This window comes from Parablastomonas sp. CN1-191 (assembly GCF_049354825.1).
Lineage (GTDB): Bacteria > Pseudomonadota > Alphaproteobacteria > Sphingomonadales > Sphingomonadaceae > Novosphingobium.
In genome coordinates, this window is record NZ_CP186480.1 from 823,899 (window position 1) to 838,895 (window position 14,997).

12 protein-coding genes are annotated in these 14,997 nt (G+C 68.7%); 2 read left to right on the plus strand and 10 right to left on the minus strand.

What is annotated here, in order from left to right; all coding sequences use genetic code 11:
* The first annotated feature begins 14 nt into the window (after positions 1-14).
* Positions 15-464, plus strand: coding sequence for a universal stress protein (locus tag ACOYW6_RS04135; protein WP_423143060.1), 450 nt, complete (start codon positions 15-17; stop codon positions 462-464).
* Here the strand turns inward: ACOYW6_RS04135 and ACOYW6_RS04140 are convergent.
* The 9 genes from ACOYW6_RS04140 to radA form a co-directional block, all read right to left on the minus strand.
* Complete coding sequence (locus ACOYW6_RS04140) at positions 461-2,791, minus strand: ribonuclease R family protein (RefSeq protein WP_423142548.1); 2,331 nt, start codon at positions 2,789-2,791, stop codon at positions 461-463. The two genes, ACOYW6_RS04135 and ACOYW6_RS04140, sit on opposite strands and share 4 nt — an antisense overlap.
* Positions 2,791-4,104 (minus strand): M20/M25/M40 family metallo-hydrolase, encoded by a 1,314-nt coding sequence (locus ACOYW6_RS04145; protein ID WP_423142549.1) that lies wholly within the window; start codon positions 4,102-4,104, stop codon positions 2,791-2,793. Before ACOYW6_RS04145 ends, ACOYW6_RS04140 begins: the two co-directional genes overlap by 1 nt.
* Before the next feature lie 39 nt (positions 4,105-4,143).
* On the minus strand, positions 4,144-5,682 hold the full coding sequence (locus tag ACOYW6_RS04150; RefSeq protein WP_423142550.1) for an aminoacyl--tRNA ligase-related protein: 1,539 nt from the start codon (positions 5,680-5,682) through the stop codon (positions 4,144-4,146).
* 64 nt (positions 5,683-5,746) lie between these two features.
* Positions 5,747-6,316: a polyhydroxyalkanoate synthesis repressor PhaR gene (gene phaR, locus ACOYW6_RS04155; protein ID WP_423142551.1), complete on the minus strand. Its 570-nt coding sequence runs from the start codon at positions 6,314-6,316 to the stop codon at positions 5,747-5,749.
* An 83-nt stretch (positions 6,317-6,399) separates the two neighbouring features.
* Positions 6,400-7,443, minus strand: coding sequence for an alanine racemase (locus ACOYW6_RS04160; protein ID WP_423142552.1), 1,044 nt, complete (start codon positions 7,441-7,443; stop codon positions 6,400-6,402).
* Positions 7,427-9,055: an MFS transporter gene (locus ACOYW6_RS04165; protein ID WP_423142553.1), complete on the minus strand. Its 1,629-nt coding sequence runs from the start codon at positions 9,053-9,055 to the stop codon at positions 7,427-7,429. The genes ACOYW6_RS04160 and ACOYW6_RS04165 overlap by 17 nt, the downstream gene beginning before the upstream one ends.
* Positions 9,056-9,086: 31 nt before the next feature.
* Positions 9,087-9,515: an iron-sulfur cluster assembly scaffold protein gene (locus tag ACOYW6_RS04170; protein WP_423142554.1), complete on the minus strand. Its 429-nt coding sequence runs from the start codon at positions 9,513-9,515 to the stop codon at positions 9,087-9,089.
* A 5-nt stretch (positions 9,516-9,520) separates the two neighbouring features.
* Complete coding sequence (locus tag ACOYW6_RS04175; protein ID WP_423142555.1) at positions 9,521-10,093, minus strand: CvpA family protein; 573 nt, start codon at positions 10,091-10,093, stop codon at positions 9,521-9,523.
* A gap of 11 nt (positions 10,094-10,104) precedes the next feature.
* Positions 10,105-11,472 (minus strand): DNA repair protein RadA, encoded by a 1,368-nt coding sequence (gene radA, locus ACOYW6_RS04180; RefSeq protein ID WP_423142556.1) that lies wholly within the window; start codon positions 11,470-11,472, stop codon positions 10,105-10,107.
* Between the two features lie 68 nt (positions 11,473-11,540).
* Here radA and ACOYW6_RS04185 point away from each other — a divergent pair, with 68 nt between their 5' ends.
* Complete coding sequence (locus ACOYW6_RS04185) at positions 11,541-13,856, plus strand: patatin-like protein (RefSeq protein WP_423142557.1); 2,316 nt, start codon at positions 11,541-11,543, stop codon at positions 13,854-13,856.
* Here ACOYW6_RS04185 and dnaJ read toward each other — a convergent pair.
* Positions 13,846-14,958: a molecular chaperone DnaJ gene (gene dnaJ / locus ACOYW6_RS04190; protein WP_423142558.1), complete on the minus strand. Its 1,113-nt coding sequence runs from the start codon at positions 14,956-14,958 to the stop codon at positions 13,846-13,848. The genes ACOYW6_RS04185 and dnaJ overlap by 11 nt on opposite strands.
* Between the last annotated feature and the right edge of the window lie 39 nt (positions 14,959-14,997).

The window sequence follows — 14,997 nt, forward strand, 5'->3', positions numbered from 1 at the left end:
ATATCGCGCGCATCATGCGCGTCTACCTGGTGATCATGGACGAGACCGACGAGGCACGCGTGGCGCTGCGCTTCGCGGCCCGGCGCGCGGCACGCACCGGCGGGCTGATCCACCTGCTGGCGCTTTTGCCCAAGCAGGAATTCTCCCCCTTCGGCGGCGTCCAGGCGACGATCGAGGCCGAGGCGCGCGCCCGTGCCGAGGCGATGGTCACCGCCGCTGCCGGCAGCCTCGCCAGTGAAAGCGGACGCCCGCCCGTCATCGCCGTGAAGGAGGGTGACGGCGTAACCGTCGTGCGTGACTACCTGGCCGAACATCCCGAAGTTTCCGCGCTCGTCCTCGGTGCCGAAAGCAACGGTCCCGGCCCGCTGGTCAGCCACTTCGCCGGGATTTCGGGCCAGTTGCCCTGCCCGCTGTACATCGTGCCCGGCGGCCTTGACGAGGCGGCGATCGCCGACCTCAGCTAGCGGCGCTTGCCCTGATGGCGGACGTTTGCCGGGCGGCCGCGGCGGCCGACCAGGTGTCCGCCCTTGGCCCGGGCCTTGGCGGTACCAGGCAGGGGCCGACCGCGCGGTTCGATGGCGCCGCCGCCATCCTCGAGCTCGAACTTGAGCGCGCCTGTCAGCGCGTTCGCTTCTGCGAGGCGCAGCGGCAGGCGGTCACCCATCGCATAGCTGGTGCCGGTCGATTCGCCGATCAGGACCTGGCTCTTTTCGTCGTAGTGGAACCGTTCCGATCCCAGGGTCGAGACCGGGACCAGCCCGTCACCGCCGAGGCCGACGATGGTCGCGAAAAAGCCGAACTTCTGCACCCCGGTGATGCGCGCGGGGAAAACCTCGCCAACGCGCGCCGACAGCCAGGCGGCGACGTAGCGGTCGATCGTCTCGCGCTCGGCTGCCATCGCGCGCCGTTCGGCATCGCTGATTGCGCCGCTGATGCGCGACAAGTCCTGGCGGTCGCGCTCGGCAAGGCCGGACGTGGCCGGCAAGTCTGCCTGGGGGCGCGGCTGCTCAAGGCCATAGGCATCGACCAGCGCCCGGTGGACCAGCAGATCGGCGTAGCGGCGGATCGGCGAGGTGAAATGCGCGTAACTTCCCAGAGCTAGTCCGAAATGCCCGGCATTGCGCGGCCCGTAATAGGCCTGGGTCTGGCTGCGCAGCACCGCTTCCATCACCAGCGCCTTCTCGTTTTCGTCTACCACGTCTTTGAGGATTCGATTGAACAGGCCCGGCGTGATCACTTGGCCCAGCGCGAACTTGCGCTCGAACGTGGCGAGATAGTCCTTGAGCGCGACCAGCTTCTCACGGCTCGGCGGTTCGTGGATGCGGTAGACGACCGGCGCCACCTTGGCCTCGAGCGCCTTGGCGGCGGCGACGTTGGCGGCGATCATGAAGTCTTCGACCACGCGGTGCGCGTCCAGCCGCTCGCGCAGGGCGATCTCGGTGATGCGGCCCTGATCGTCCAGCTTCACGCGCCGTTCCGGCAGGTCGAGATCGAGAGGGTCGCGCGCGTCGCGCGCCGCCGCCAGCAGCTCCCACGCTGCCCACAAGTGGCGCAGGCTGTCACCCGCGCTACCACTGTCGATGCGCGCCTGTGCGTCCTCGTAAGCAATGACCTCGGCGATGCGGACGATCGCGCGGGTAAAGCGGAAGTCGGTGACTTTGCCCCTGGCGTCGATAGTGAGGTGGCAGGCCATCGCCGCACGCGGCTCCCCGGCGCGCAGCGAGCAGACGTCGGCGCTCAGCACCTCGGGCAGCATCGGCACGACCCGATCGGGGAAATAGACCGAGTTGCCGCGCTTGCGCGCCTCGCGGTCGAGATCGCCACCGGGGCGGACGTAGAACGAGACGTCGGCAATGGCGACAAGCGCGTCGAAACCGCCGTCCTCGCGCGGCTGGGCCCAGATCGCGTCGTCATGGTCGCGCGCGTCGCTGGGATCGATCGCCACGATCGGCAGGTGGGCCAGGTCCTCACGCTTGTCGGCCGAAAGCGGCAGCCGGGCGGCCAGCTCGGCCTCGGCGAGGACGTCGTCGGCGAAGTGGTCGGGGATGCCGTGCTTGTGAATGGCAATCAGGCTGAACGCCTTGGGGGCGAGCGGATCTCCGAGTATTTGCGTGACCTTGACGCCCGAGCGCGGGCTTCGGCCCGCAGGCTCGGCCAGGACGAGCTGCCCCCGCTCCGCCCCGCCAAGGTCGGAGATCGGCTGCGAATGGCGCACGCGCTTGTCGACCGGGGCAAGCCAGCCCTTGCCCGCAGCATCAATCTCGATCACGCCAAGCAGCTGTTCCTCGCGGCTCGGCAGCTTCTTCATCGGATGGGCGCGCCAGCCGGTGGCGGTTTCCTCGGTCCGGGCCAGCACGCGGTCCCCGGGCTTGAGCGCGGAGCCGCGGCCCTTTTCGATCAATCGCAGCTTCGGCGGCGGGGTCCGATCCTGCGGCTGCCAGGTGTCAGGCACGGCATAGGCCTCGCCGTCCTCGATGTGCGAGACGCGCAGCACGGTCACCTTGGCGACGCCGCCCATCTGGTGGAACGCGGTGCGATTGCCGTCGATCAGCCCTTCGTCGGCCATGTCCTTAAGCAGCGCTTTCAGCGCGATCTTCTCTTGCCCCTTCAGACCGAATGCGCGGGCAATTTCCCGCTTGCCGGCGGGATCTTCGGACTGGGCAATGAAGTCGAGCACCTGCTTGCGGCTGGGCAGGCCAGACGGCTGGCGCGGCAGCTTGCCCGCCTTGCGTGCGCCGGACGCCCTGCCCGCATTGTCGCGCGGCGGCTTGCCGCCGATGCTGCGCGCCATCAGGGCTTCAGCGGCGCGAACTGGCCGCCCGGCACGGCCGACGCGATCGGACTGCTGGCGCCGCCAGCGGCCTGTGCGCTGACCCCGAAAATCCAGTCGTCACCGCGCACGCCCGGCAGATCGAGAGTGGTCGCCGTCGTCTGCACCGGCTGGCCCCAGTCGCGCGCATCGGTGCTGCGCCGCCAGACGGTGTAGCCGGTGGCGCCGGGAACCGGCGCCCACTTGATCGTGGTGAAGGTCTTGACCGCCGCGTCGGCGGTCGGCGCGGGAGGCATCGGCGCGCGCGCCAGCGCCGCCAGCGTGGAGACGTTCAGCCGCACCACTTTGGCGAGGTACGGGAAATCCATGTAGGCCGCGGTGTCGCCGTAGAATGTGCCGTTCTCCGTACGCAGATCCTGGTGCTGGTGGTCGTAGTTTTCGACCCCGACGGTAAAGCGTATGGCCGGATAGCCCAGGTCCTCGAACGGCAGGTGGTCGCCGCCACGGCCCATGCGATCGGCACGCCAGACCTGGCGGACCGCCAGCTCCGGTGCCGCCAGCCCGGCGACGAAGCGCGACAGGTTGCGGCTCGGGCTGTCGTTCTCTCCGCCGTAGCGCCGCGCCGCGGCGCGCAGCTTGTCGTCGCCATCGGCGCGCGGACCCTCGGAAAAGACCCGCACGGTCGCATCGTCGACCAGACCATCGGCGCCGCGGGTGTTGCCGACGATGTCGTTGTTGAGCACGGCCTTGACCGTCCAGCCCTGCGCCTTGGCAAAGTCGGCCAGCAGCTTGCCGCCGTAGAGCCCCTGCTCCTCGCCCGAGAGCGCGGCGTAGATGATCGTGGTGGTGAATTTCTGCTTCGACAGCACGCGTGCCGCCTCCAGCACCAGCGCGGTGCCGCTGCCGTCGTCGTTGGCGCCGGGCGCGTCGACCCTGGCATCCATCACGTCGGAGCCGCGGCTGTCGATATGGCCTTGCACGATAACGACCTCGTTCGGGCGCTCGGCACCGCGCTGGATGGCCACCACGTCGACCAGCTTCACCGGCGCCGGAATGCGATCGCCACTGACCATCGTCTCCGGCAGGACAACCGTCAGGCAGTTGCCGCAGGCCCTGGACGTCTTGCGAAACTCCGCCTCGGCCCAGCGCCGTGCCGCGCCGATGCCGCGCTTGGGATCGCTTTGCGACGATAGCGTATGGCGCGTCCCGAACGATACCAGCTTGTCGATATCGGCGCGCAGCCGCGCTTCCGAGACGGCAGCGGGTTCGTCGGCCGCGGCGATAGCGGGCATGGCGACGATCAGGGCGGCGAGCGCGGCAGGAAATGCTTTCATGGCCCTACCCTGCCCGTCTCGTCGCCGCGCCGCCAGTCCCTAATAGGCGCGCGCGACGTGAATTGTCTCCGTCGCCGGATCGCCCGTGAACGGGCAAGTCCCGCTGGGCGCCGCGGCGCCCGCCGGGGCATTGCGGATGGTCAGCCTGAGCGCCTTCAACCGCTCGACCACCTTGTCGAGCTTGTCCCCGGTTGGCCGCGACCAGCCCAGTTCGAGCCAGCCGGGATACTTTGCACCGCTGAAATGCGCCTCGATCCCCGCCATGTCGGTCACCCCGCGGGTGAGCCCGGCATCGCGGCGCGCGGTCGCCTCGGCGTGCAGCGAGGACTGGATGTCCTCGAGCGCGCCGGCAGCGCGGGCGACGAAGTCCTCTCGCGCCATCGCCTCGAAGGCGACCTTGCCGGCGTCGTTCCACAAGCGGTCGCGGCGGATCATCGAGACCTGCCCGGCGGCAGCATCGCGGCCGCCGATCTCGAGCACCAGCGGGGCGCCCTTCTTGACCCAGCTCCAGCGCTTGCCCGTGGCCTTGCCGGGCCGCTTGTCGAGGAGGACGCGGACCGGCTCGCCAAGCGCGTGCTGCGCAGCAAGCGACGCGCGCAATTCCTCGCAATACGCCAGCAGCGCGGCGTCGCCGTCGTCCTCGCGCAGCATCGGCAGGATGACGATCTGCTGCGGTGCGACCTTGGGTGGGACGCGCAGGCCGTCGTCGTCGCCGTGAACCATGATCAGCGCGCCGATCATGCGGGTCGACACGCCCCAGCTGGTCGTGTGGCACAGCTGCTGCCCGCCTTCGCGGTCCTGGTAGCGGATGCCGGCCGCCTCGGCGAAACCGGTGCCGAGGTAGTGGCTGGTCCCGGCCTGGAGCGCCTTGCCGTCCTGCATCATCGCCTCGATGCTGAAGGTCGCGACCGCGCCGGGGAAGCGTTCGTTCTCCGGCTTCTCGCCGGTGACGACGGGGACGGCGATGTCCTCCTCGGCAAACGCGCGGTACATTTCGAGCGCGCGAAGCGTCTCTTCCATCGCGCCGTCCTTGTCGGCGTGCGCGGTGTGGCCTTCCTGCCAGAGGAACTCGCTGGTGCGCAGGAACATCCGCGTGCGCATTTCCCACCGCACCACGTTGGCCCACTGGTTGGTCAGCAGCGGCAGGTCGCGCCACGACTGGATCCACCGGCTCATCGCTTGGCCGATCACCGTTTCCGAAGTGGGCCGCACGATCAGCGGCTCTTCCAGCTTGGCTTCGGGATCGGGGATCAGCCCGCCCTTGCCGTCCTGGATCAGGCGGTGATGGGTGACGACCGCCATTTCCTTGGCGAAGCCTTCGACGTGCTCCGCCTCCCTGGCGAAGTAGGACAGCGGAATGAACAGCGGGAAATAGCAGTTCTGGACGCCCGCCGCCTTGATCCGCGCGTCCATCAGCGCCTGCATCCGCTCCCAGATGCCATAGCCCCACGGGCGAATGACCATGCAGCCGCGCACGCCCGATTCCTCGGCCATTTCGGCTTCGGAAATGACATCCTGGTACCAGGCGGCGAAATCGTCGGCGCGGCTGACCGACAGGGCGTGCTTGATTTTGCTCATGGCGGCTAGCGCCTAGCGCGGCACGGTGCCGGGTCAACCCCGCGGCGCGTTCGGCCGGGCCGGATTACTTGCCCAGCGCGTCGAGCTTCTTCTGCATTTCGGCCATCTGCGCCTTGAGCGCATCGAGTTCGCCAGGCGGTTCGGTGGCAGGTTCGTCGGCCGCGGGCCTCGTTTCCTCGGCGCCCAGGCCCGGCATGAAGGCCTGCGTCGCGGCCTTGAACATCGCCATGTTCTGCTGGGCGATTCTGGCCAGCGGGTTGTCGCCCAGGCTGTCTTCGAAGGCGGCGCGCAGCTTGGCCTGGTTGGTGCGGAAATTGTCCATCGAGGCTTCGAGGTAATGCGGCACCAGCGCCTGCATCGAATTGCCGTACAGCGAGATCAACTGGCGCAGGAAGCTGACCGGGAGCATCTGTTCGCCGCCGGCGGCCTCTTCGTCCATGATGATCTGGGTCAGGACCTGGTGCGTGATGTCGGCGCCCGTCTTGGCGTCGAGAACCTTGAAATCGGTCCCTTCGCGAGTCATTTTCGCCAGGTGGTCCAGTGTGATGTAGCTGGACGAACGGGTGTTGTAGAGACGCCGGTTGGCGTACTTCTTGATGATCACGGTCGCTTCATCGGCAGGTTGATCAGTCATGCGCGTGACCCCCATCGCGGCGTTGATGTGCCTAGCCTACCACCCCCATGCGGCGCCGCAACAAGAGTCTTTGCGGCGCAGCATCAGCGCCGGGCGAACCGCCCGCCCAGGACAGTCAGCAGTTCGTACTGCGTCAACCCGGTGGCGGCCGACGCCGCCGGAAGGTCGTAATCCGCAGCGACCCAGTCGCCTTCCTTGAGATCGGGCGCCGCGCGCAGGTCGAGCACCGTCATGTCCATCGACACGGTGCCGATCGCAGGCAGCGCGCGCTCGCCATGCCGGAACAGGCCCTTGCCGGACCACGCGCGCAGATAACCGTCGGCATAACCGATCCCCGCCACCCCGATGCGCATCGCTTCAGTGGCGGTAAAACGGCCATTGTAACCGACCCGCTCGCCCGCTGCGATGTCGCGGACCTGCAGCAAGGCCGCTTCGGGCCGCGCGACCTGCGCGATGGTGCCCGCCAGCGCGGAACACGGGATGCCGCCATAAAGCGCCAGGCCAGGCCGCGTCAGGTCGCCGTGATACGGCGCGCCAAGCGTTATGCCGGCGCTGTTCGCCAGTGCTGCGCGGGCGTGGGGCAGCGCGCCGCGCGCGTGCTGCCAGCGTCCAAGCTGTTCGGCATTGTGCGGGCTGTCTTCCTCGGCACAGGCGAGGTGCGAATGCAGCACGTCTACCTTGAGCGCCCGCACTGCGTCGTCACCCAGGTCGGCCAGGCCAAGGCCGATGCGGTTGATGCCGGTATCGACCATTACGTCGCAAAGGCCACCGCCCACGGCAATCCACGAGCGCGCCTGTGACGGGGTGTTGATCACCGGGCGCAGGCCGGCGGCGGCGATCCAGCGGGCCTCGCCCTCATCGCGCGGACCGTGCAGCACCGCGATCCGCGACGGCTCGATCAAGCCGAGCAACGGCTCGGCCTCTCCGGCCCAGGCGACGAAGACGTCGGCGCAGCCGGCCGCCGCCAGCGCGCGCACCGCGCGCACCGCGCCAAGGCCATAGGCATCGGCCTTGACCGCGGCCCCGGCAGCAGCGTCCCCGCTCAGGCGGTTCAGCGCGCGCCAGTTGGCGACCAGGGCGCCTTCGTCCAGCGCCAGGCGCAGCGGCAGATCAGGCGTCGGCGGCATAGTCGCGCGGCGGACCGTCCTTCAGGCCCCAGAGGGCGACCACCAGCCCGAAGGCGACCACGGCCCACGTGTACCACAGGCCGGCATAGGCATCGCCGGTCCGCGCGTTGATGTAGCTGGCTATCAGCGGCAGGAACCCGCCGAGATAGCCCGCACCGATGTGGTAGGGGATCGACATCGAGCTGTAGCGGATCTGCGGCGGAAACATCTCGGTCAACTGCGCCGCGACCGCGCCGTACGTCATCGCCGAAAGACCGCCCAGCGCCATCAGGCACATGGCGATGCCCAGCAGCGCCGTCAGGCTGGGGTGCTGGCTGGAAAAATCGAACCCGCGCTTCGTCAGCGCCGCCTCGATCGCGGTCTTGCGGACTTTGCCATCGGCCAGCCATTCGGGCGCGATCGCGACCGGCTGCGCACCGACAGTCAGCGCCAGGACCGGGGCCTGCTGCACCGAATAGGGGACACCGCTGGCAGTCAGCGATTCGAGCACCTTGCCGCAGTCGCTCTGCTTTCGTCCGAACAGGTCGGCGAAGGGATCGGTGCTGCAGCCCTGCCCGGCGACGACGACCGGCGCCGCGGCAGCACTCCGCTTCAGGCCCGGGTTGGCAAGCGATCCCATCCCCCAGAACAGCGGGAACAGCAGCACCAGCGTCAGGCCCGCGCCGACGACCAGCGGCCGCTTGCGCCCGATCCGGTCCGACCAGGCGCCGACGAGCAGGTAGAACCCCATCGAGATCAGCGCGGACGCGCCGATGACGATCTCCGCGGTCATCGGCTCTACCCTCATCGGCCCCTTGAGGAACGACAGCGCCGAGAAGAATGCCGTGTACCAGATGGTGGTCAGGACGCCGGTGATGCCGAACAGCGCAACGAAGATGCGTTTCTTGTTGCCCGGATAAGTGAAGCTTTCGACAAAGGGGTTGCGCGAGGTATGGCCCGCTTCCTTCATCGCCAGGAACACCGGGCTCTCCGACAGCTTGAGCCGCATGTAGAGCGATATCGCCAGCAGCGCGATGCTGAGCACGAAGGGCACGCGCCAACCCCAGTCGGCGAAGCTGTCCTTGGGGATGAGCACCTGGCAGACCAGCACGACCAGGATCGACAGGACGAAACCGCCGACCACGCTGGCCTGGATAAAGCTGGAATAGAAACCCCGCCGCCGCGGGGTGGTGTGTTCCGAGACATAGATCGCGGCGCCGCCGTATTCGCCGCCCAGCGCCAGCCCCTGCAGGATGCGCAAGCCGATCACGATGGCCGGAGCCCACAGCCCGATCGCGGCGGCCGAGGGGATCAGCCCAACCCCGGCGGTGGCGATGCCCATCAGCGTGACCGTCACCAGGAACGTGTACTTGCGCCCAAGCCGGTCACCAAGGAACCCGAACAGGATTGCGCCAAGCGGCCGGAAACCGAACCCGACGGCGAACCCCGCCCACACCAGCAGGACCTGAAGGGTCGCGTTGTCGGCTGGGAAAAACGCCTTGCCGATAATCGGCGCCAGCGTGCCGTAAATGAAGAAATCGTACCATTCGAAGATGGTGCCTGCCGACGACGCGCCGATCACCAGCGGCAAGTCGGACCCGCCCGATCTGTCTCTGTGCGTGGCTGCGGTCATCGTCTTGGTTCCTCCCCCGAACCCGGTCGCTCTAGCCGGGGCGGCCGGTCGATGGAAGCGCGTCGATCGCCGCATTCCACGCCAGCAGGACCGCGCCGTGGCGGCCCGGATATGCCGGAACGTCGGCCAGCGCGTCGAGGCCCGGCCATGCGGGAAGCGGGCCTTCAGCGGCCAGCCAGCCCCCGATGGCGCCGCGCGCCGCGACCAGGTCGGCCCGGTCGCGCCCTGTCGCGGCGGCGGCGAAGATCGCGGCTGCGGCCTGACCGATGGCGCAGGCGCGCGGCGTCACCCCCAGCGCGGTGATCCTGCCGTTGACATCGGTCGCCAGGTCAAGCGCAAGCGTGCTGCCGCAGGCGGCGGAGCGCGCGTTGCCGTGCAGCGGAAGGTCCGGCGCGGGCGGCCACTGCGAAAGGTCTGTCGCCAGCGCGAGGACCGCGGGCGTGTAAAGTGTCTGCGCCACCGCAATCAGTCGGCGGCGCGGCGCTTGCGCTTGCTCGTCGGCGGTGCGGCGGGTTCATCCGCCACCGGGGCGCTGGCACTGGCTGCCGCCTTGCGCCGTGCGGCGATCAGTTCGACGAGCCCGCGGCTGCTGGCATCGACGAACGGATAGGTGCGCGCCTGGGTGATCCAGTGCGGCCGCCCGCTCGCGCCCCAGACGGTGTCGTAGCCAAGCACGAAGATCGAAAACACGACGACGACGATGACCAGGCCCTTCATCGCCCCGAAACCGAAACCCAGCACGCGGTCGATAGGCCCAAGGACCGAGTTTCGGCTCGCCTCTCCGAACGACTTGGCCAGCAATTTGACGATGGCGTACGGCACCAGCAGCAAGACCGCGAACGCCAGCACCATCGAACTGGACCCGACGCCGACCCACGGTTCCAGCGCGCGGGTAACCGGCGTGTGCGCATAGTGGATCATGAAAAGCGCGATCACCCAGGCGGCCAGCGCCAGGACTTCCTGCACGAAGCCGCGCATGAACCCGGTGATCGCCCCCAGGCCGACGAGCAGAATGACGGCGATATCGAACCCGGTCATGGTCATGGTGGTTAGTTTGCAGCCATGATCCGGTCAACGAGGTTCGGAAGCAGGGTTAATGGTTGATAACGGGTTTCTTTGACTCCGCTGGCCCCGTCCGGCGGGCCGAAGGCACGGGCAAACCCCAGCTTGGCGGATTCGCGCAGCCGCAGCCCCGAATGGGCAACGGGCCTGATCTCGCCCGCCAGCGACACTTCGCCAAACCACACCGCGTCGCTGCCGAGGGGCTTGTCCGCCAGTGCGGACACCAGCGCCGCCGCCACCGCCAGGTCCGCGGCCGGATCCGCCAGGCGGTATCCGCCGGCGACGTTGAGGTAGACCTCCGCCGACGAGAAATTGAGCCCGCAGCGCGCCTCCAATACCGCCAGCAGCATGGCCAGGCGGCCGCTGTCCCAGCCGACCACGGCCCGCCGCGGAGTCGCGCCCGATTGCAGTCGCACGATCAGGGCCTGGATCTCGACCAGGACCGGCCGAGTTCCTTCGATCGCGGGAAACACCGCGCTGCCCGGCACCGGCGCATCGCGGCCTGAAAGGAACAGCAGCGAGGGGTTTCCGACTTCCTCCAGACCCGCCCCGGCCATTGCGAACACGCCGATCTCGTCGACCGGGCCAAAGCGGTTCTTCAGCGACCGCAGGATGCGGTACTGGTGGCTGCGTTCGCCCTCGAAGGCCATGACAACGTCGACCATGTGTTCCAGCACGCGCGGCCCGGCGATGGTCCCATCCTTGGTCACATGGCCGACAAGGACGACGGCCGCACCGCTGTCCTTGGCGTAGCGGATCAGTTCGAACGCGCAGCCGCGCACCTGACTGACGGTGCCCGGCGCACCTTCGAGCTGGTCCGAATGCATGGTCTGGATCGAATCGATAACGACGAGCGCGGGCGTCTCCATCGCGTGCAGCGTCGTCAGGATGTCGCGCACGCTGGTGGCGGCCGCCAGCTGCACCGGCGCGGCGCCCAGCCCCAGCCGCTCGGCGCGCAGGCGCACCTGCCCGGCCGCTTCCTCGCCGCTGATGTAGATCGTAGTCTTGCCGGAAAGCGCCATTTTCGCCGCCGCCTGCAGCAGCAGCGTGGATTTGCCGATGCCCGGGTCGCCCCCCATCAGGATCGCGCTGCCGGGCACCAGGCCGCCGCCCAGCGCGCGATCGAACTCGGCCAGGCTGGTGTGCATCCGCGCCAGCGGCTTCGACGCGCGATCGAGCGGCGCAAACTCGATCCGCCGCCCGCCCGACGACAAGTCGTGCTTGCTGGAAAACACCGTCTCGGGCGCTTCCTCGGCCAGGGTGTTCCATTCCGAACAATCGGCGCACTGGCCCTGCCAGCGGTTGGAGACGCTGCCGCAAGCGGCGCAGACATAGCGGCGTTTGGCTTTGGCCATGGCGCCGCTTAACGGGAACGAAAGCGGAACGCAATTGCCATCCGGCGCAGCATCCCTAAAGGGGCGGGATGCGCCAAAAGGAACTCCGCATCGCGCTCGTCTGCTACGGCGGGGTCAGCCTGGCGGTTTACATGCATGGCGTCACCAAGGAAGTCTGGCACCTGGTGCGGGCCAGTCGCGACTTTCTCGACCGTACCGAACCGGGCGAGACGGGCGGCAGCCGCCGCGTCTATCACGAATTGCTGCGCCGCATCGCCGCCGACAAGGGGCTGCAAGTGCGGGTGCTGTGCGATGTCGCCGCCGGGGCCAGCGCGGGCGGCCTCAACGCGCTCTTCCTGGCCGAGGCGATACATTCGGGCGGCTCGATCGAGCCGCTGACCCGTCTCTGGCTGGAGCGCGCCGACGTCGATGTGCTGCTGGCGCCCGAAGCGCGGCGCTGGCGATTTGCCAAGTGGTGGGCGCTGCCGCTGGTGTGGTGGATGCTGCGCCGACCCGGCAATGCGGTTTCGCACTCGGTCGCGCCCGAAACGCGTGAGGAAGTGCGCCGCAAGCTGTCGCGCCTGATCCGCTCGCGGTGGTTCAAACCGCCATTCAGCGGCATCGGCTTTTCGCGGATGCTGGCAGAGGCGCTCGACGCCGTCGACGGCGAGGGTGCGGGTGCGCCCCTGCTGCCGCCCGGCCACCCGCTCGACCTGTTCGTCACGGCGACCGATTTCGGCGGCCACCGCGAACGGCTGCGCCTCAATAGCCCGCGCTCGATCGAAGAGAGCGAGCACCGCCTGCCGCTGGGTTTCCATGCCCAGGTCCCTGCGCAACCCGGAACCGCACTGGCGCCGCTGCCCGAAATGGTCCTGGCCGGCCGCGCCACCGCCAGCTTTCCCGGCGCCTTCCCGCCGGTGCAGATCGCGGAGATCGATGCACTGGCGGCCGAGCGGGGCGAGCCCTGGCCCGGCCGCGATGCGTTCCTGCGCCGCGTCATGCCCGAACACGTACGCCGCGGCGACGTCGACACCGTGGCGCTGATCGACGGTTCGGTCCTCAACAACCGGCCGTTTTCGGAGGCGATGGCCGCCATCCCCGACCGCCCTGCCCAGCGCGAGGTCGACCGCCGCTTCGTCTATATCGATCCCCACCCCTCGCGCGGTCCCGACGAGGCGCTCGACGCCGAGGCACCTGGCTGGTTCAGCACGATCTTCGGGGCGATGTCGGCGATCCCGCGCGAGCAGCCGGTTCGCGACAATCTCGAGGCGATCGAGCGCCGCAGCCGCGAACTGGTGCGTCTGCGCGGCATCGTCGAAGGGCTGCGGCCCGAGGTCGAGGCAACCGTGGAGACGCTATTCGGCCGCACGATGTTCCTCAACCGCCCGACCTCCGCGCGGCTTGAGAGCTGGCGCCGCAAGGCGCAGAAAGCAGCCGCCGAGAACGCCGGGTTCGCCTATTCGGGTTATGCGCAAGTCAAGTTCGTGGCCATCGTCGACGAACTGGCGGCCACCATCCACGCCGCCGCGCCCGAGCTGGAATTGCCCACGCCCGAGCCGATCGCTGCGCGGCTGACCCGGCACCTGACTGAGGCGGGCCTGACCGACTTCACCGCCCCGCGCGGCAGCGGCGCCTCGAACGACGCGATCGCGTTCTTCCGCGCCCACGACATCGGCTTTCGCATTCGCCGCCTGCGGCTGCTGGCCCGCCGCCTGACCGACGACCGCGGAGAGGACGAAACGGGCGGCGCGCGTGAAGCTGCCCGCAGCGCCGTGTTCGAAGCCCTGGCACTGTTCTTCGGGCGCGAGCCGGTTGCCGCAATGGGGCCCGGCTTTCCGGTGCTGGCCCGCCGCGTGTTCGAGGACCCGCAGGCCGTCCTCGACGCGGTCGCCCGCCAGCGCGCCCTGCCCGAGGCCGACCTGGCGGTCGAGGCCAGGCTGGTCGAAGCGATGAAGGCGCTGCCGCGCGAACTGCGGCGCCAGATGCTGCTGACCTACCTGGGCTTTCCGTTCTACGACACGGTCACGCTGCCGCTGCTGCGCGGCGAAGGCCTGAACGAGTTTGATCCCGCCAAGGTCGACCGCATCTCGCCCGAAGACGCGCGTTCACTTTCCGACGGTGAAACGTCGGAACTGCGCGGAACCGAGTTCTACAATTTCGGCGCCTTCTTCAGCCGTGCCTACCGCGAGAACGACTACTTGTGGGGCCGCCTGCACGGTGCCGAGCGGATGATCGACCTGGTCGCCTCGACCCTGCCGGCCGGCGACGCTCTCGATCCCGCGGTCATCGCGGCGACCAAGCGCGACGCGTTCCGCGCCATCTGTGCCGAAGAGGAAGGCCGATTGAATGCCGACCCGCGCCTGGTCGCGCGGGTGCTGGCGAAAGTGGAAGCGATCAGCCCGTGATCGCGCTTTTCAGCCGATCGAAAAAACCTTTGGACTGAGGGCATTCGTCGCCGGTCTCGGTCTCGCGGAATTGCTCGAGGATTTCGCGCTGCGCCTTGGACAACCGGGTCGGTGTCTCGACCTGGATCTCGACCACCATGTCGCCGCGGCCGCGGCCTTGGAGGACTGGCATCCCGGCGCCGCGGCGGCGAAGCTGCTTGCCCGACTGGATGCCGGTCGGGATGTCGAGCGTGATCTGGTCCCCGTCGAGCCCGGGGATGACGATCTCGCCGCCCAGCGCCGCGGTGGTGAAGCTGATCGGCGCGCGCGTCAGCAGCGTGGTGCCTTCGCGTTCGAACACCGGGTGCCGCTTGACGTGAAGGAAGATGTAAAGGTCGCCGGGGGGCGAACCGTGCGGGCCGGCTTCGCCCTTGCCGGCCAGGCGTATGCGCGTCCCGGTATCGACGCCGGGGGGAATGTCGACCGACAGGGTCTGCTCCTTGTCGACCCGGCCTTCGCCGCGGCACGAACGGCACGGTTTCTCGATGATCTCGCCCCGGCCCTGGCAGGTCGGGCAAGTCCGCTCGACCATGAAGAAGCCTTGCTGGGCGCGGACCTGGCCGTGGCCACCGCACATATTGCAGGTGCGGCTGCCGGTGCCAGGCTCGGCGCCGCTGCCGTGGCACGGCTCGCAGGCCGACGCGACCTCGATCGTGATCTCGTGGTTCCTGCCGTGGAATGCCTCGTCGAGCCCGATCTCGAGGTCGTAGCGCAAGTCGGCGCCGCGCCGCGCCTGGCTACGACCGCCGCCGCCGAAGGCGCTGCCGAAAATCGTCTCGAAAATGTCGCCGAGGTCATTGAAATTGGCGCCCTGCCCGCCGCCCGCGCCCTGTTCGAAGGCGGCATGGCCATAGCGATCGTAGGCGGCGCGCTTCTGCGGATCGGACAAGCACGCATAGGCGGTGCTGATAGCCTTGAACCGGGCTTCCGAATCGGAGCAGCCGGGGTTCTTGTCCGGGTGCCAGCGCATCGCCAGCCGGCGGTATGCCGACTTGATCGTCTTGTCGTCGGCAGTCCGCTCGACTTCGAGCAGTTCGTAGAAATCAACGTCGGCGGTGGCCATCTGTCATCCTCGCAGAACGACCCGCCGCCGTGCACTCAC